17 protein-coding genes and 4 tRNA genes are annotated in these 16,039 nt (G+C 61.8%); 3 read left to right on the forward strand and 18 right to left on the reverse strand.

Features of this window, described 5'->3' with window-relative positions:
• Positions 1-2: 2 nt before the first annotated feature.
• The 4 genes from WBA38_RS02820 to rplJ form a co-directional block, all read right to left on the reverse strand.
• A complete protein-coding gene (locus WBA38_RS02820; RefSeq protein ID WP_424294570.1) occupies positions 3-809 on the reverse strand; it encodes an MlaE family ABC transporter permease in 807 nt (268 codons plus the stop codon).
• Positions 806-2,068: an ABC transporter ATP-binding protein gene (locus WBA38_RS02825; protein ID WP_424294569.1), complete on the reverse strand. Its 1,263-nt coding sequence runs from the start codon at positions 2,066-2,068 to the stop codon at positions 806-808. Before WBA38_RS02825 ends, WBA38_RS02820 begins: the two co-directional genes overlap by 4 nt.
• 523 nt (positions 2,069-2,591) lie before the next feature.
• Complete coding sequence (rplL, locus tag WBA38_RS02830) at positions 2,592-2,975, reverse strand: 50S ribosomal protein L7/L12 (protein WP_424294568.1); 384 nt, start codon at positions 2,973-2,975, stop codon at positions 2,592-2,594.
• A gap of 127 nt (positions 2,976-3,102) precedes the next feature.
• Entirely contained in the window at positions 3,103-3,633 is a 531-nt protein-coding gene (rplJ, locus tag WBA38_RS02835) for a 50S ribosomal protein L10 (protein WP_424294567.1), read from the reverse strand.
• Positions 3,634-3,973: 340 nt separating this feature from the next.
• On the opposite strand from rplJ, the gene WBA38_RS02840 reads away from it, so the two are divergent.
• Positions 3,974-5,164: a glycoside hydrolase family 76 protein gene (locus WBA38_RS02840; RefSeq protein WP_424294566.1), complete on the forward strand. Its 1,191-nt coding sequence runs from the start codon at positions 3,974-3,976 to the stop codon at positions 5,162-5,164.
• A gap of 115 nt (positions 5,165-5,279) precedes the next feature.
• Positions 5,280-7,358: a CocE/NonD family hydrolase gene (locus WBA38_RS02845; protein WP_424321994.1), complete on the forward strand. Its 2,079-nt coding sequence runs from the start codon at positions 5,280-5,282 to the stop codon at positions 7,356-7,358.
• Here WBA38_RS02845 and WBA38_RS02850 read toward each other — a convergent pair.
• The 14 genes from WBA38_RS02850 to WBA38_RS02915 form a co-directional block, all read right to left on the reverse strand.
• The gene (locus WBA38_RS02850) at positions 7,355-7,843 is read right to left on the reverse strand and encodes a TIGR04338 family metallohydrolase (RefSeq protein ID WP_424321995.1); all 489 of its coding nucleotides are present in this window, start codon (positions 7,841-7,843) and stop codon (positions 7,355-7,357) included. The genes WBA38_RS02845 and WBA38_RS02850 overlap by 4 nt on opposite strands.
• Positions 7,840-8,667 (reverse strand): DUF2786 domain-containing protein, encoded by an 828-nt coding sequence (locus WBA38_RS02855; RefSeq protein WP_424321996.1) that lies wholly within the window; start codon positions 8,665-8,667, stop codon positions 7,840-7,842. The genes WBA38_RS02850 and WBA38_RS02855 overlap by 4 nt, the downstream gene beginning before the upstream one ends.
• Before the next feature lie 22 nt (positions 8,668-8,689).
• A complete protein-coding gene (locus WBA38_RS02860) occupies positions 8,690-8,953 on the reverse strand; it encodes a hypothetical protein (RefSeq protein WP_424321997.1) in 264 nt (87 codons plus the stop codon).
• 67 nt (positions 8,954-9,020) lie between these two features.
• Positions 9,021-10,172 carry an esterase/lipase family protein gene (locus WBA38_RS02865; protein WP_424321998.1) on the reverse strand — a complete coding sequence of 384 codons (1,152 nt, stop codon included), beginning with the start codon at positions 10,170-10,172 and terminating at the stop codon, positions 9,021-9,023.
• Positions 10,173-10,565: 393 nt separating this feature from the next.
• On the reverse strand, positions 10,566-11,276 hold the full coding sequence (rplA, locus tag WBA38_RS02870) for a 50S ribosomal protein L1 (protein WP_424294020.1): 711 nt from the start codon (positions 11,274-11,276) through the stop codon (positions 10,566-10,568).
• A 90-nt stretch (positions 11,277-11,366) separates the two neighbouring features.
• Positions 11,367-11,801, reverse strand: coding sequence for a 50S ribosomal protein L11 (gene rplK, locus WBA38_RS02875; RefSeq protein ID WP_424294019.1), 435 nt, complete (start codon positions 11,799-11,801; stop codon positions 11,367-11,369).
• Between the two features lie 101 nt (positions 11,802-11,902).
• Positions 11,903-12,649, reverse strand: a complete 747-nt coding sequence (nusG, locus tag WBA38_RS02880) for a transcription termination/antitermination protein NusG (RefSeq protein ID WP_424294018.1) — start codon at positions 12,647-12,649, stop codon at positions 11,903-11,905.
• A 56-nt stretch (positions 12,650-12,705) separates the two neighbouring features.
• Complete coding sequence (secE, locus tag WBA38_RS02885) at positions 12,706-13,095, reverse strand: preprotein translocase subunit SecE (protein WP_424294025.1); 390 nt, start codon at positions 13,093-13,095, stop codon at positions 12,706-12,708.
• A 40-nt stretch (positions 13,096-13,135) separates the two neighbouring features.
• A tRNA-Trp gene (locus WBA38_RS02890) sits at positions 13,136-13,208 on the reverse strand.
• Positions 13,209-13,366: 158 nt separating this feature from the next.
• Positions 13,367-14,461, reverse strand: coding sequence for a fused (3R)-hydroxyacyl-ACP dehydratase subunits HadA/HadB (locus WBA38_RS02895; protein ID WP_424294017.1), 1,095 nt, complete (start codon positions 14,459-14,461; stop codon positions 13,367-13,369).
• A gap of 188 nt (positions 14,462-14,649) precedes the next feature.
• The gene (gene rpmG, locus WBA38_RS02900; protein WP_246992217.1) at positions 14,650-14,817 is read right to left on the reverse strand and encodes a 50S ribosomal protein L33; all 168 of its coding nucleotides are present in this window, start codon (positions 14,815-14,817) and stop codon (positions 14,650-14,652) included.
• 81 nt (positions 14,818-14,898) lie between these two features.
• Positions 14,899-14,972: transfer RNA gene (locus WBA38_RS02905), tRNA-Met, on the reverse strand.
• 36 nt (positions 14,973-15,008) lie between these two features.
• Positions 15,009-15,081: transfer RNA gene (locus tag WBA38_RS02910), tRNA-Thr, on the reverse strand.
• A gap of 131 nt (positions 15,082-15,212) precedes the next feature.
• Positions 15,213-15,293, reverse strand: a tRNA-Tyr gene (locus WBA38_RS02915).
• 126 nt (positions 15,294-15,419) lie between these two features.
• On the opposite strand from WBA38_RS02915, the gene WBA38_RS02920 reads away from it, so the two are divergent.
• On the forward strand, positions 15,420-15,911 hold the full coding sequence (locus WBA38_RS02920; RefSeq protein WP_424321999.1) for a YajQ family cyclic di-GMP-binding protein: 492 nt from the start codon (positions 15,420-15,422) through the stop codon (positions 15,909-15,911).
• Positions 15,912-16,039: the final 128 nt, after the last annotated feature.

Raw genomic sequence — 16,039 nt, forward strand, 5'->3', positions numbered from 1 at the left:
TGCTAACCCACCTTCGGCGGAACGATCTGAAGGAACACGGCGGTAATGATCAGGTTGGCGAAGAACAGCAGCAGGAACGTAATCACGACGCTCTGGTTCACCGCATCACCGACACCCTTGGGTCCGCCTTTCGGGTTCAAGCCCTTGTAGGCGGCGATCACACCGGCAAGCACACCGAAGATTGCCGCCTTCAGCGTCGAAATATAGAGGTCCGGGAGTTGCGCAAGCGCACCGAACGACGCCAGGTACGCACCGGGCGTACCACCTTGAACCACGACATTGAAGAAGTAGCCACCGCCAATGCCGACGACGGCCACCAGGCCGTTGAGCAGGACGGCCACCAAAACCATTGCCAACACGCGTGGCACCACCAGTCGCTGGACCGGGTTGATGCCGAGCACCTCCATGGCGTCAATCTCTTCACGAATCGTTCGTGAACCAAGATCTGCCGCCACTGCCGAGCCCGCAGCTCCTGCGACCAGCAGCGACGTCACCAGTGGTGATCCCTGCTGAACAACGACCAGCACCGAAGCAGCACCCGTGTACGACTCAGCGCCGAGTTGCTTGATCAGTGAGCCGGTCTGCAGCGAGACGATGGCGCCGAACGGGATCGCAATGAGCGCGGTCGGCAGAATCGTCACGCTGGCAATAAACCAGGCCTGCTGAATGAATTCGCGCAGCTGAAAAGGCCGCACAAAGAGCTGGCGAGCGACATCGACGAACAACTGAACAATATTGCCGGTCTGGGCAAGTGCGCCCTCTCCAGCCTTGGTCAGCTTATCGACGCCACGCGAGGTGGCACTGGTCATGCCTTGGCACTCCCCTGTCCGTCTGACTCACGAACCGCGGTTTCGATCGCGGAGGTGTCGATGGGTTGCGTCTGCGCGTCGTCATATCCGGCCGCGGCGTCGACGACCTGTGTGTCCTTCTCCATGGCGGGAGTGGTCATCACCTGGGTGGCCGCATTAGCGGCCTGGGCGTCTGCTGCGGCCAGCGAGTTGTCGAGCGCACCCGCCTGACTGAAGTCGGTATTGGCGAGGGCAACGAGTGTGGCAACCGATTCCGGTGACGCTGCGGCGCGAGCATCTTCCTCGGCGATCGATGCACGGATTGCTTCCTGTGCGCTGACCGGGAGTGTCGGCATCATTTGCAGCACGTTGGCACGGTGGCGCAGGGCCGCCTTACGGACCGGCATATCGGGGTTCGGCTGAACCTGCGGAATGATCTCGGAGAAGTCTTCCTGCGTACCGCCGCCGGAAATGCCTGCAGCCTGGAGGGCAGCCTCGGCCGCGGCCACGGTTTCGTCCTTCTCCTCCGACATACCGATCGGTCCGAAGCGGTCACCGGAGAGGAACTGCTTGACGACCGGTTGCTCCGAGGTGAGCAGTTGCTCGCGCGGACCGAACATGACCAGTTCCTTGCGGAACAGCATGCCGATGTTGTCCGGGATGGTGCGGGCGATGTTGATGTTGTGCGTGACGATGAGGATCGTCGCATCGATCTCGGCGTTGATGTCGATCAACAGCTGCGAGATGTAGGCGGTGCGGACCGGGTCCAGACCGGAGTCCGGCTCGTCGCACAGGATGATTTCCGGGTCGAGGACCAATGCGCGGGCCAGGCCTGCGCGCTTACGCATACCGCCCGAGATCTCACCGGGGAGTTTGCCTTCGGCGCCAGCCAGACCGACCAGCTCCACCTTGTCCATCACGATGCGGCGGATCTCGTCTTCCTTCTTCTTCGTGTGCTCACGAAGCGGGAAGGCGATGTTGTCGTACAACGTCATCGAGCCGAAGAGCGCACCGTCCTGGAAGAGGACACCGAACAACTTACGGACTTCGTACAGTTCTTTGGCCGAAGACTGCGTGATGTCGGTGCCGTCGATGATGACTGAACCCTGTTCGGGATGCAGCAGACCGATCAACGTTTTCAGGAAGACCGACTTACCGGTACCTGACGGCCCCAGCAGCGCGTTGACCTCACCCGCGGGCAGGGTCAGCGAAACGTCCCGCCAGATGTTCTGCGAACCGAACGACTTGGTAAGCCCCTCGACCTTTACCTCAACACCCACAGTGTCCCTCCAGACCTTTCATGTGTACCGCGTACGAGATGCGAGGCAATTCCTTCGCCGCGCCCGTAGACGAGTTTTCGCCGCCACTTACCAGAGGCGGCTGTGGCTGCGGTCACTCTAACGCACAGGGAAGCGAAACTGCACTTCGGCCAAGGGCGAGAAAGCTGACACAAAACCGCCACTACCCATCGGTAACATCTTGCTGGGCTGAGAATACCCAAAGAATGGCCGTGGTCCAAAGCGAAATTCACCCACCATCGAGCCGTGGGTCACAGCTCGGATTTGCAGATATGAGCCAGAAGGCCCCCTCAGACTCATCGATCGCCAGGTCTCACAGACGCGCTGGCGCGCCATCTGAACGCCCGACACCAAAACAGGCCGGGAGGGTGCGCTACGCACGCATAGCGCTTTACGCACGAATTTGATCAACGTCAAACAGATGCACAAAAAGAGGCCCGCGGGTTTCCCCACGGACCTCTTTTGCACTCGCAGCTAAGCGGCGAGAAATGCTGTCAAGTTCAGATCACTTGAGCGAGATCTTGGCGCCAGCCTCTTCGAGCTTGGCCTTGGCAGCCTCAGCGTCTTCCTTGCTGACCTTCTCCAGGAGTGCCTTGGGAGCGCTCTCAACGAGGTCCTTGGCTTCCTTCAGGCCCAGACCAGCGACGACCTCACGGACGACCTTGATGACCTGGATCTTCTTGTCGCCAGCCGAGTCGAGCACGACGTCGAACTCATCCTGCTCTGCAGCAGCCTCAGCGGCAGCCGGAGCACCGGCAGCAGCGACGGCGACCGGAGCAGCAGCGGTGACCTCGAAGACCTCTTCGAACTTCTTCACGAAATCGCTGAGCTCCAGCAGGGTCAGTTCCTTGAACTGCTCGATGAGCTCGTCAGCGGTGAGCTTCGCCATGGTGGCGTCCTTCCGTTAAATCCCCGCTTGGCGGGGGCGCCTGCAGTGCAGGCTGGTATATGGGGTTGTCGTCGCCCGCCACAAAAGTGTCGACTGCAGCGGGATCCGAGGGTGGAGCAAAGGGGAACTACGCGGCTTCGCCGGCAGCTTCCTTCTTCTCCTGCAGAGCCGCGGCGAGACGCGCGACCTGCGATGCAGGCTGGTTGAACAGCCCTGCGGCCTTTGCCAAGTTGCCCTTCATGGCACCCGCCAGCTTTGCCAGCAGGACCTCACGGGTCTCCAGGTCGGCGATCTGTTCGATCTCAGCCACGGACAGCGCACGGCCGTCCATGAATCCGCCCTTGATGACCAGGTTCTTGTTGTCCTTGGCGAAAGTCTTGATCGCCTTGGCAGCCACGACCGGCTCGCCCTCAATGAAGGCAATAGCGGTCGGACCGGTGAACAGGTCATCGAGACCCTCGAGGCCCGCCTCAGTGGCGGCGCGCTTCGCGAGGGTGTTCTTGGCGACGGAGTAGGTAGCGCCTTCGCCGAGCGAGCGACGCAACTGCTGGAGCTGCGGCACCGTGAGTCCGCGGTACTCCGTGATCACAGCGGCAGTCGAACCCTTGAAGTTCTCGGTGATCTCTGCAACTGCAGAAACCTTGTCAGCCTTAGCCATACTTCGCCTCCTCTCGTGTCACATTCGTCGTGACCCGGTAAACCGAGCCACCTCTATCCAGAAGGCTCGATGGCCTGGAGTAATCGACGAAGACATCCTGCGAGAAAAGAAAAGCGCCCCGGCAGGAAGCACGGGGCGCACATGGCACGTACCGGAGTACGGCTAAAGTTTCACCACGTTCATCCTGCGCGGGCTGCCGACTCACATCGGGCCTTCGATCGGACTAATCCGATAACCAACGGTCTCTGGTTGAACTTGACGCAACGGGCCTGACTCCAACATCCCCTCGCGGAGACACCTTGCGCCATAACTCATTGCACCGACCAATAGGCTAACTGCCATGACGCGCGAATCCAAATCCCAGGTCGACCTCCTGCAGGCCCGCGCCGGGGCGGCCCAAGCGGCAATCGCCTCCCGCCACCTGCGGCGCATCGGTAAGTGGGTACCCGGAACACGCATCGGTCAGGTCGCGTGGCCGCCCGTCGGACGTCCCCTCTCGAAGGAACGGCTAACCGGCTCATGGAACTACTGGTGGCAGGCTCACCTGGTAGAACTGCTCGTCGACGGTGCCATCCACCGGGACGACCCACGTTGCGCGGCCGACGCCCTCGCACTGCTGCGCGGGATCCGGATTCGCAATATCGGCAAGTGGACCAACAACTATTACGACGACATGGCGTGGTTGGGGTTGGCCATTGAACGCGTCGAACGTCACCTCGGTCCATCACTGCTCAGCACCAGACGACGGGCCGTAAGGAAACTCTCCGACCGGATGTATCAGGCATGGTCGCCCGAACTCGGCGGCGGCATCCCCTGGCGAACGACCGACACGTTCTTCAACGCTCCCGCCAACGGTCCGGCCGCCATCCTATTGGCGCGCACAAGGCACGAGGGCCGCAGCGTTGCGATGACCGACTGGTTAAACCGCGAACTGTCGTTGCCGTCCGGGCTGATTGCCGACGGCCTGTGGATTCGACCAGGCGGCAACCGCGAACTGGATACGGCGGTCTTCACCTATTGCCAGGGCGTCGGGTTGGGGGCGGCGGTCGAAGCCCACCGCATCACCGGCGCGGACGTCTATCTGGAACAGATCGGCACGCTCCTGGACGCAATCGACAAGCACCTGATTATTGACGGCGTAATCAAGTCCGCTGGCGGCGGTGACGGCGGACTGTTTGCCGGGATCCTCGCCCGCTACCTCGCACTCGTAGCCACCGACCTCCGCGACGGTGTCGCCGACAGCCTGCGGGCCCGCGCCAGCCAAATCGTTCTCACGAGCGCCGAAGCCGCCTGGGACCACCGCGCAACGGACCCCGAGGGCCTCCCCGTCTTCGGCCACAACTGGCGACTCGACGCCGTCGTCCCCGACGGAACCGGCACCGCGGCACGAAAATTCGGTGGTGCCGTCGCGGCATCGAGCATCCCCGAACGCGATCTTTCGGTCCAGATTTCGGCCGGAATACTGCTCGAAGCAGCGGTTTCCGTAACAAACCGGTCAAGCGAGCACACCTATTCGGCAACCCTGGATTAACAATCTGGATGCTGATCGTTTTAGATTGGGAGGGAGCTTTGCGTGACTCACACCACATGAGTCATCGAATCGCCCGCGACCTCGCGCTTGTTAACGCAATTAGGGGGACCAGAGTATGACGCTTCAGTTTGACGTGAACGACGACAGTTTGAGCCGCGACCATCTCCACCGCGGGTCCATCTCTGCGCCACGCCAGCAGTCCACGCTGATCTCTGCGCCCAACTACCGCGATGCAGCGGGCGGTGTCCCCGGCCTCGAATGGCGGCGCGCCGTCGACGAAGCGCAGACCTACCCTCGTGTCCACATCGACCGCAGTGTCCGGCTCACCATGAGTGACGGCATCGCACTCCGCACCACCATCGTGCGGCCAGCGAACAGTTTCGGGGTTCCGGTCGCCACGCCGTTCCCCGTGATTCTCAACGTGAACCCTTACAACCGCGCGGTTCTCGACGGAATCGACCATGCCTTGCACGCCCCCGTCATCGGCAAGGCCGTCAAGACCCTCAGTTCCACCCTCACCACCGACGAAGGTCCGCTAGCCGGTGCCACCCGCATTACGCGCAGCCTTTCCAAGGGTCTGTGGGATGTGTTCGGCGTCAACCGGAACCTGGTGCGCTCCGGCTACGTCCAGGTCATCGTCGATGTCCGCGGCACCGGCACCTCCCACGGCAGGTGGGAAATTCTCGGCGCCCGCGAACAGCAGGACAGCGTCGAGATCATCGACTGGATTTCCAAGCAGGACTGGTACACCGGCGGCGTCGGGATGACCGGATGGTCGTACTCGGCCATCAACGCCCTGCAGGCTGCCAGCCATCGACCGGAAGCACTCAAGGCCGTATTCGCGGTTGAGGGCAGCGAGGACGTCGTCCGGGACATCTACATCACCGGCGGCATGCCCTCGGCATTCATTCCGTTCTGGCTGGCCTTGGTGAACGGCATGAAGTGGCTCCCGAACCCGGCCACCGCAGTCGCGGACCTGCTCCGCGGCGACGCCTACCGGTGGCTGTCGTCGCGCATCAAGTCCCCAGCCACCGAGATGCCTTCGCTCCTGTGGGGTTTCCTCACTGCCCGCGACGACCGGATCTTCGACGATCCCTACTTCGACGAACGTGACCCGAAGGTCGAGAACATCGAATGCCCGACGTTTACCGTCGGCGGCTGGCACGACCTGTTTGGCCGCAGCGCCACCCGCGTCTACTCCAAGCTTCAGATGGAACCGGGCCGCAAGCAGATGCTGATCGCCAACGGCTACCACATTGATCCCGGATGCGACCACGAACGTCCCTACTCGCCGCCGCGCCTCGACGTGTTGCAGCGCGCATGGTTCGACCGATGGCTCAAGGGCATCGAGAACGACGTCGACTCGTACGGACCGGTCACCCTCGAACAGCAGGGCGGCGGATGGTCGTGCGGACCGTCGTTCCCGCGCCGCGAGGTGGCGCCGCGCCGTCTGTTCCTCACCGAGGAGCCGACCGGCACCGCAATGCACACCCAGCACGACGGCAGTCTGCGTTCAACACCGGCCGTCCGCCGCCGCTCGCTGCGTATCGTCCCCAGCCTGAAGGGCTTCGTCTCCCGCGATCTTTCCCAGGTCACTGCCGGCCTGGCGATCGTCCTCGGTGAAAAGTTCTCCACCAACGCCCACTACCAGGAGACGAGCGGGTTGTCGTTCACGAGCGAGCCCGTGAAGCGGGCCACGCAGTTGTCCGGCGAGATGAATCTGCGTCTCAACGTATCGACGACGGCGCACGAGGGGATTTGGGCGGTTACCGTCAACGACGTCGCCCCCGACGGGACGTCGACGGTCCTTACCAACGGTGCCTTGACGGCGTCCAACCGCGCGCTGGATCCATCGCGGTCCACCTACACTGCGGACGGTGTCCTGCTCGACGCCTACCATTACCTCTCGCGTGATCGGCGCCTGCCGGTTCCCGCCGACGAACCGGTACGCATCGACATCGACATGGTGCCCACCGACGCCGTACTCAAGCCCGGCCACCGGCTGCGCGTCGACGTGTACGCGGCGAGCCTGCCGCGCTACCTGACGATTGTGCCGGACCTCATCAAGGCCCGCGGTCGTCGCCAACAACTGGTGCTGGACCCGGCGAAGCCGAGCTACCTGACGTTCCAGACCGACGGTGACCTCGGCACCTTGCCGGTCCCGCTCGTCACCGCGGCCAACAACATCGTCTAGAGAAGCCCGCTGTCGCCGAAGATGACGCGGTAGACGAGCGCCGATTCCGGACCGAGAACGGCATCGACCAAATCGATGAGCGTGGTGACGAACGACCGGCCGTGCGAAGGGTCGCCAACCGGGTCCAGGTGATGTGCCAGTTCGTGCACGACTACCAGCTCGCGCAACGCCCAGCGCCCGTCTGAGTTGTCGGGAACAGCGATGGTGCTGGTCAACCGCTCGTAGTGAGCGGCACGACTGCCGCGACGCGCTCGAACCACGACGGGCAACTTCGCCCGCTCAAAACCGTCACGAACTGACCGCAATGCGAGCACGCGGTCGACGTAGACACGCACTTCGTCGAGCGAACCGAACCGCACTTCGGCGGGCACCGTGATTTCGGCGCCGGCGATCTGCACTGTGTGCGCGCCGCCTGCGCGTTCAAACAGCCGGTACACCATCGCCTCCGCCGCATAAATGCGGCCACGTAGCTGGTCCTTGCTCACGACTCGAGCGCGCCCCGAGATCCACCCAGTTCCGGATTGGCACCGATGCGGGCCCGACGACCGGCACGATCGCCCGCTTCACGGGCCGCCGCCGAAAACCCTGCGGTCGCACGGTTTGGTCGCCAACTCCCCCGGGCCTTCGATTCCGCCTTGTAGAAGTCTTTGACCTCGAGTTCCTTGTTACGCATCGCGACGGCCGTCGACACTGGCCTGGCCGCGGCCACGTCGTCGATCCGGGCCTGCTCACGTTGCTCGTCGCGGGCCGCGCGGAGTCGTTCGCCGATCCGTCCGGCAAATGCCGACTGGAAGTTCAATCGCGCGGTGATCGGCGACAGTGCCTTCTCTTCGACAAAGCGACGTCGAACGTAGCCGTTGGTCTTGGTGACCATCTGCTGCGCAGTCTGTCCCTTGTAGGCACCGGACTTCAGGTAGGCGTCGCTGGCTGCCACCATCTGAATCACCAGCGAGGTGTATAGCGCCTCGCAGGTGTCAATGTCGCTCTCGAAGCCGTAGGCGATCACGAACGTGGAGTTGGAGGCGACATCGCACGTGATGTCGTTAGCGACGGCAATCTGCACAAACAGTTGGACGTACGTCTTGAGCCCGCGTTTGCCTGCCTGCCCGATGGCAATCTGCCGGGTGACTGGGACAGCGGTCCGCATGGCTTTGGGATCGTGTGCTCGGGCTAGTGCCAGATCGATCGATGCTGCTGTCGCCAACCGCTGGGCCGCCGCCATGAACGCCTCGGCCTCGTGCTCATTGTCGGTCCCCTCCGCCTGCCGAAGCAGTCCGCCGATCCGGGTTAGGAGTTTGTCGTCGCGCATGCCTGCAACGGTAATACCTGGATCACCGCTGGCCGAGTCGGCCATCCACAGGCTCCCGCACACCGGCTTCGGCCCCCGCATCGCGTCGCATTTCTCGCCGCACGAAGCCGATAGCTCGCTGAATGTCCTGCGCGACGTCTTCAGCCCGGCCGAGCGACATCGCCGTTCCGCCCTTCGTGAGAATGAGCCGAGCGGCGACATCCACCTCGACGCAGTCGCCGAAGTAGGCGTACAGATGTTTCTGATCGATGCGGTCGGGTTCGATCGAGGGGACACGAATCTGCATGATCAGGCACCTCTCATTGCTGAGATCTCGAGACACGGAAAAGGCCGGGACGGATGTTGACGCATCCTTAGAAGCTGAAGAACCACGGACTCGACGAGCACACCAGCTTCGGGTAGCGCTGCGGGTCAAGCGTGTGCAGAGCAATTGACAAGGCGCGCGGCGAGTACGACATCGAGATGTGATCGGAAGTGTCCTGCTCGCAGCCGTTCTGCAACGTGATGTTCTTGACGTTTCGGTAACCGGGCAGGAACGTCAGGTCGTATGGGGTGGTCACCTCGTCGTAACGCGATCCGACGATCGTGTACTCGACGTCCGGGTAGACGCGCTTCTGCCCACTGTCATGGAAAGGTGCCCGATTGTTGACGTACTTGACCGTCGGAGAATCGATGGTCTGATCGATGCCCGCAGAACCAACCAGCAGGGTTACCGGGGCGAGGACGTCGAGGCCGACATTGTTAATCGATCGACCAAGCCACCCAATACCGTCCAGAGTGGTGCCGTTGTTGGTCGCACCGTAAGTGATGAGCTTGTCGACCTTGAGGTGGCCGTTGAACCGCTTCATCCAGTAGCGCGCAAGGAGTCCGCCCTGGGAATGCCCGATGAGATTGATCTTCTTGGCACCGGTCTTCGCCAGGACCTTCGTGATGTACGGGTCGATCTGTTCAGCGGAGCGGCCGACTTTGGCTACCCCATTGGTTCCGGGGAGGATGGTCCCCAGACCGCCGACGTCGAGCAGATCGGTGCGGCCATAGTTCGGGGTGAAGACGCAGTAGCCTGCCTTCTTCAGTACTGGTGCGAAGGCCGCCCAGTTGTCGTACGCGTTCTCCCAGGTTCCGTGCAGCAGCACGACCGGGTTCTGCCCGGCCTTGGGCTTGCAACTCCAGTCGTTCGCGCCGGGCGGCGCGACCCGGGGATTCACCTGACTGTAGGCGAATGCCGGCCAGAATCCGGTCTGCCGCGGCCCCACCCCCACCGTCGATGGGATGGGCGGAAGCTTCCTGGTGGGACCCGACCAGTCGGCATCGTGCTTGAAGCCGTTGACCGCGCGACGCCCGGCGGGCGAGCCAGCGTTGATGTAATCGGTCAACCGCTGCGCCGCAGCGGCATCTGCCGACTCAGCGCCCGGTACCGCCAATGCCGGGCCCGCCTGGGCCGCTGCACCGCACATCACGATGACCGAGACTAACGCGACGAGACTTCCTCGCAAAGTCGACCTCATGCTCAAGCTCTCCTTCAATCCAGCAACAACTACTGGCCAGTAACCTACGGAATAGTAAGAGAGGTTAGCGACAGAATTAGGATCGCGTCAAGCATTTGAGTGCATAAGTGTTCACCGGTTTAGACAATCTGATGTTCCACATTTCAGCAGGTTAATGTGTCATCATCGACGGGTCTGCACAATCAGTGAACGGTTAATCACTCACTTTCTTGATCGAGATTGGGCTCCGCTGCGGCGATATCGGTGGAAGTCATCGGCGCAGAGGCTGGCAAAGGGGACACAACGATCGTGTGCTGGCGCTAGATCGTGCCCGGGTAGCTGCCCGCGGGTCAAGAACGACGAAAGGCGCCACCCTTGCGGGTGGCGCCTTTCGTTTCAAGCTGTGAAGGGGAATTACTCCGCTTCGGTGAAGTTCCGCGAGACGGAAGGATCAACCTGGATGCCCGGACCGGTGTTGGTCGAGACGGTGATCTTCTTCAGGTAGCGACCCTTGGCTGCGGTCGGCTTCGCACGCATGATCTCGTCGTACGCAGCGCCGTAGTTCTCAGCCAGCTGCGCGACGTCGAACGATGCCTTGCCGATCACGAAGTGCAGGTTTGCGGCCTTGTCGACACGGAAGCTGATCTTGCCGCCCTTGATGTCGTTGATGGCCTTGGCGACGTCGTTGGTGACGGTGCCGGTCTTCGGGTTCGGCATCAGGCCGCGCGGTCCGAGGACACGTGCGATACGGCCAACCTTGGCCATCTGATCCGGCGTCGCAATTGCGGCGTCGAAGTCCAGCCAACCACCCTGGATCTTCTCAATCAGATCCTCGGCACCGACCTCGTCAGCGCCAGCAGCGGCAGCTTCGGTGGCCTTGTCGCCAGCGGCGAACACGATGACGCGGGCAGTCTTACCGGTGCCGTTCGGCAGGTTGACGGTGCCGCGGACCATCTGGTCAGCCTTGCGGGGGTCGACGCCCAACCGCACAGCAACCTCAACGGTCGCGTCAGTGTTCTTCGACGACGTCTCTTTCGCGAGTGCCACAGCCTCCAGCGGGCTGTACAGGTTGTCGCGATCGATCTTTTCAGCGGCGGCCCGGTAGGCCTTGCTCTTCTTGCTCATGCTCTGTTCCTTCTCTCCCGCATGCACGGGGAGTTAGTGGTTAGTGGGCCGAGCGCGGCCCTCCCACGGGGTCAAACTGATCGGGAAAGATCAGCCTTCGACGGTGATGCCCATCGAGCGCGCGGTACCGGCGATGATTTTCGCGGCGGCGTCGATGTCGTTGGCGTTGAGGTCTTCGGTCTTGGTCTTGGCGATTTCGCGCACCTGATCCATGGTGACCTTGCCGACCTTGTTGGTGTGCGGCTCGCCCGAACCCTTCTGCAAGTTCGCAGCCTTCAGCAGCAGCTTGGCTGCTGGCGGGGTCTTGAGCTTGAAGTCGAACGAACGGTCTTCGTAAACGAAGATCTCGACCGGGATGACGTTTCCACGCTGGGATTCCGTCGCGGCGTTGTACGCCTTGCAGAACTCCATGATGTTCACGCCGTGCTGACCGAGCGCCGGACCCACGGGCGGGGCCGGGTTGGCCTGGCCTGCCTGAATCTGGAGCTTGATGATTCCGGAGATCTTCTTCTTCTTAGGAGGCATCCTAAAATCCTTTTTCCTACAAATCCGCGCACGCTGGATACGCGGAAGTCTCTTCGATGGCGCGGCGCGCGGCCGCGGCCAATGGTGTGGGCAACTCTGTGTTAGAGCTTCTCCACCTGGTTAAACCCGAGCTCGACCGGGGTTTCGCGGCCGAAGATCGAGACGAGCACCTTCACCTTGCGCTGCTCTGTGTTGACCTCGCTGATCGACGCCGGGAGCGTAGCGAACGGGCCGTCCATGACGGTGACCGATTCGCCGATCTCGAAATCGACCTCGACGAGGTTTCCGGCAGCAGCTGCGGCAGCCTCAACACTTTCGCCCGCGGCGGCGGCAGCCTTGGCGGCCTCGGCCTTGCGGACTTCTGCGCGCGGCATCAGGAACTGAACGACTTCCTTGATGGTCAGCGGCGACGGACGCGAGGTCGTCATGCCGATGAAGCCGGTAACACCCGGGGTGTTGCGGACGGCGCTCCACGATTCGTCGTTGAGTTCCATGCGCACCAGGATGTAGCCCGGCAGAACCTTGCGGTTGACCTTCTTCTGCTGGCCATTCTTGATTTCGGTGACTTCTTCGATCGGAACTTCGACCTGGAAGATGTAGTCGCCGACATCCAAGTTCTGGACACGGGTTTCGAGGTTGGTCTTGACCTTGTTCTCGTAGCCCGCGTACGAGTGCACGACGTACCATTCGCCAGGGAGGCGACGCAGTTCGGCCCGCAGCTTTGCGACCGGATCGACGACTTCGGGCGCAGCTTCGTCAGCTACGGTCTCCGCGATATCCGCCTGCGTGGCCTCGGGGGTCTCGTCACCGATCTCCGGCGATTCGATCTCATTCTCCGGGGTGCTCACTGCCCCACGCTCCTTCATTGGTCACTTCGGGCTGCAAGCCCGAGGTAGTTGCCTTATCAGCCGAACACCAGCAGGGTCAGCTTTGCAAACCCGATGTCCAGTCCCGCGATCAACGCCGTAATCAAAACGACGAACACCAGCACTGCGATGGAGTAGTTGACCAGCTCACTGCGGGTCGGCCACACCACCTTGCGCATTTCTGAAACAACCTGCTTGAGGAAGATCCAGATCCGCACGAACGGGTTCCGGCTGGCACCGGTATCCGTCGCGGTGGACTCGGTCGTGCGCTCGGCGACCGCAGTCGTCGAACCGGCACCTGCATTCCGTCGGCCACGCGCCGAGCGCTTACCGCTCGGACGTAAATCCGAGGCATCGGACAAATCGACGTCGTCGACCGCCAGATCGTCGTTAACGTCTGAAGAAGCCTTGCGATCACGCCTGGCCATCTTCATCACCGATCCCTTCGTCTGCTAGTGCCCTCGTGGGCAGGGGCGACAGGACTCGAACCTGCAACCTGCGGTTTTGGAGACCGCTGCTCTACCAATTGAGCCACGCCCCTTTGCGAGTGCCCGTCGGCTCTCGCTGGTGGTCTAACCCTAACAAGACCAACGCGCCACCCTCAGGCAGCGCGCAAGTCTAGAAGCATCAGACTCAAACGAGTGTAGAGCAAAGCTGCCACTCACCCCAACTCGCCCTGATCTTCGGCGACCGCCGTGGCTAGTTGAACTGAACCATTGCCTGTGCACGACCAAAGATTTTACGCCCGTCCTGCTTGCCGACGAGTGCAATCACACCGCGACGGGTCACCGGGTCGAGGGACTTGATCTTGCCACTGAACTCAACCTCCGCAGTCCCGACCGCCGGCACGTACACCGGCGACGTGAAGCGAACGTTGTACTCGTGAATAGCGGCGGGATCGCCGACGAAGGCACCGAGAACGCTGGCTCCCAGCCCCATGGTCTGCATGCCGTGAGCCACGACGCTATCGAGCCCAACAGTCGCGGCCACTTCGGGTGAGAAGTGAATCGGGTTGGGATCGCTGGCGACGCCGGCGTAATTCGTCAAGTTGCCCAGGGTGAGGGTTTTGGTCACGACGGGCAGTTCCTGGCCAACTTCGAGGGTGTCGAAGTTGATCGCACCGTAAGCCTTGGGCTCAGTTGACGGGTCGGGGTCGTTGTAACGGTCAAACGGGCCGTGCACAGTCTGGCCGATGACCGGCTCCGAATCGACCTGCATCATGACCGCGTTGAGCTTGGCGACGAGTTCTTCGTCAACCTCAACGGAGGCGCGCGCCACGATCGAGGTGAAGGTGGTCATCACCGGTTCGTCGTACTGGTTCCAGATCACGTTCTTGGTCACCAGGAGGTCAGCGCCCATCGACTGGCGGAACGATTCCAGCGAGACATCGCACACCAGGCGGTCGCCGACCTTAATCGGTTGGTGGTAGATGATTCGCTGATCTGTCTGCATGATCTGCCACATGTCGTAGCCGGTGATGATGTCGTCGAACAGTCGACGCTGGGCGATCAAGCCCAACACCGCGACGAAGGTCGGCGGCGCGATCATGGTTGCGTGCCCATGTTCGGCGGCGGCCGTCTCGTCCCAGAAGATCGGGTGGTCGTCCTGCACTGCTCGCGCGTACTTGCGGATTTCCTGGCGGCCGACCTCGTAGTAGTCGTCGACCGTGTAGGTGTAGCCAACGAGCGACTTGGTGTGCTCGCCCACCTCTTCGGGGGACATCTTGCCCGGCTCGAGATCCGCGATCAGTTCGTCGAGCTCAACACCTTCAATTGAATCGGCAACAGCCGTCATCTCTAAACCTCTCCGGCGGCACACCGTGCCGCATCCACCACAGTCAACGAACCCTTCGTTCAACTGACAATGGCTCGTCCAAGATTGAACACCCTTTAGGGGTGTCAAAGGAAAATAAGCGAGGCACCTCACACTTGTGAGGCGCCCCGCTTAGTAAAGTTATTTATGGTCGCAAGGCGACCTGCGCGCTAGCGCGACTCCTTGTGAGCCTGGTGCGTTCCGCAGTTCGGGCAGAACTTCTTCAGCTCGAGACGGTCGGGGTCGTTACGACGATTCTTCTTGGTGATGTAGTTGCGGTGCTTGCACACCTCGCATGCCAAGGTGATCTTCGGCCGTACATCCGTTGAGGAAGCCACTTTGTTGCCTACTTTCGCGTCTTGCAGTTCTTCGGTCCCACGCTTTAAGGTCCGTAGTCCCACCAGCGTAAGCGGTTTGTGTAGCGGTGGGGGGACTCGATCCCCCGACCTCACGATTATGAGTCGTGCGCTCTAACCAGCTGAGCTACACCGCCCTGATCAACCGGCACCATTTAGTGACCGGCTAAGCGAGCCCCCTGACGGAATCGAACCGTCGACCTTTTCCTTACCATGGAAACGCTCTACCGACTGAGCTAAGGGGGCGAACATCTGACCTCAGAATTGTCCCAGCGGGGGATTCATCTGTGATCGTTGAGCCTCAACGAGGTTACACACAGGCATCGGGAATAACCAAAACAACTGGTTAACCCACTTGCGCAGCGTGTAGCTCGCAGTGGCAGATGAAGGATTCGAACCTTCGTAGCTTGCGCGACGGATTTACAATCCGCTCCCTTTGGCCGCTCGGGCAATCTGCCGATTCGCTACGTTCGACAGTCACACAGACGCGGTCTGAGTGCTGGCGAAAGCAACGGGAATCAGAATACAACGACCTCCCCCGGTACATGCAAACCGGCTGCTCAGCGCACTGATAGTGTGGGGCTATGGCTGATTCTTCGTTTGACGTCGTAAGCAAGGTCGACCGCCAGGAGGTCGACAACGCCCTCAATCAAGCGGGCAAGGAACTTTCGCAGCGGTACGACTTCCGCGGCACCAACACCGGCATCGACTGGTCCGGCGAGGAGAAGATCGTCATCACCTCCGACTCCGAGGAGCGCGCCGTGGCCGCCCTCGAGGTCTTCAAGGAGAAGCTGATCCGCCGCGACATTTCCCTCAAGGCGTTCGACGCTGGCGAGCCGGTCGGCTCCGGCAAGGTTTACAAGATTTCCGGCGACATCGTTCAGGGCATCGACTCCGAACACGCCAAGAAGATTTCGAAGAAGATCCGCGACGAGGGCCCCAAGGGCGTCAAGGCACAGATTCAGGGCGACGAACTCCGCGTCTCGTCGAAGAAGCGCGACGACCTCCAGGCCATCATCGCCCTCCTCAAGGGCGAAGACTTCGGCATCGCCCTCCAGTTCGTCAACTACCGCTAGCTCACCCCGCCCCTCCCCGCGCCGTTTCCCGGCCCTCTACCCGGGCCTCTCCCCAGCGGCATGTTCCGCTTTTCTGTCACGATTCGACCAAACCGTCACCGATCACCTCGATCGGCGACGGTTTGGCT

It is taken from the genome of Gordonia sp. (in: high G+C Gram-positive bacteria) (assembly GCF_049647785.1).
GTDB lineage: Bacteria > Actinomycetota > Actinomycetes > Mycobacteriales > Mycobacteriaceae > Gordonia.

Excerpts from the sequence above, each read along its gene's own strand:
- WBA38_RS02820 (WP_424294570.1), bottom strand. The coding sequence starts at position 809 with ATGACCAGTGCCACCTCGCGTGGCGTCGATAAGCTGACCAAGGCTGGA.
- rplL (WP_424294568.1), bottom strand. The coding sequence starts at position 2,975 with ATGGCGAAGCTCACCGCTGACGAGCTCATCGAGCAGTTCAAGGAACTG.
- rplJ (WP_424294567.1), bottom strand. The coding sequence starts at position 3,633 with ATGGCTAAGGCTGACAAGGTTTCTGCAGTTGCAGAGATCACCGAGAAC.
- WBA38_RS02840 (WP_424294566.1), top strand. The coding sequence starts at position 3,974 with ATGACGCGCGAATCCAAATCCCAGGTCGACCTCCTGCAGGCCCGCGCC.
- WBA38_RS02845 (WP_424321994.1), top strand. The coding sequence starts at position 5,280 with ATGACGCTTCAGTTTGACGTGAACGACGACAGTTTGAGCCGCGACCAT.
- WBA38_RS02855 (WP_424321996.1), bottom strand. The coding sequence starts at position 8,667 with ATGCGCGACGACAAACTCCTAACCCGGATCGGCGGACTGCTTCGGCAG.
- WBA38_RS02860 (WP_424321997.1), bottom strand. The coding sequence starts at position 8,953 with ATGCAGATTCGTGTCCCCTCGATCGAACCCGACCGCATCGATCAGAAA.
- WBA38_RS02865 (WP_424321998.1), bottom strand. The coding sequence starts at position 10,172 with ATGAGGTCGACTTTGCGAGGAAGTCTCGTCGCGTTAGTCTCGGTCATC.
- rplA (WP_424294020.1), bottom strand. The coding sequence starts at position 11,276 with ATGAGCAAGAAGAGCAAGGCCTACCGGGCCGCCGCTGAAAAGATCGAT.
- rplK (WP_424294019.1), bottom strand. The coding sequence starts at position 11,801 with ATGCCTCCTAAGAAGAAGAAGATCTCCGGAATCATCAAGCTCCAGATT.
- secE (WP_424294025.1), bottom strand. The coding sequence starts at position 13,095 with ATGGCCAGGCGTGATCGCAAGGCTTCTTCAGACGTTAACGACGATCTG.
- WBA38_RS02895 (WP_424294017.1), bottom strand. The coding sequence starts at position 14,461 with ATGACGGCTGTTGCCGATTCAATTGAAGGTGTTGAGCTCGACGAACTG.
- WBA38_RS02920 (WP_424321999.1), top strand. The coding sequence starts at position 15,420 with ATGGCTGATTCTTCGTTTGACGTCGTAAGCAAGGTCGACCGCCAGGAG.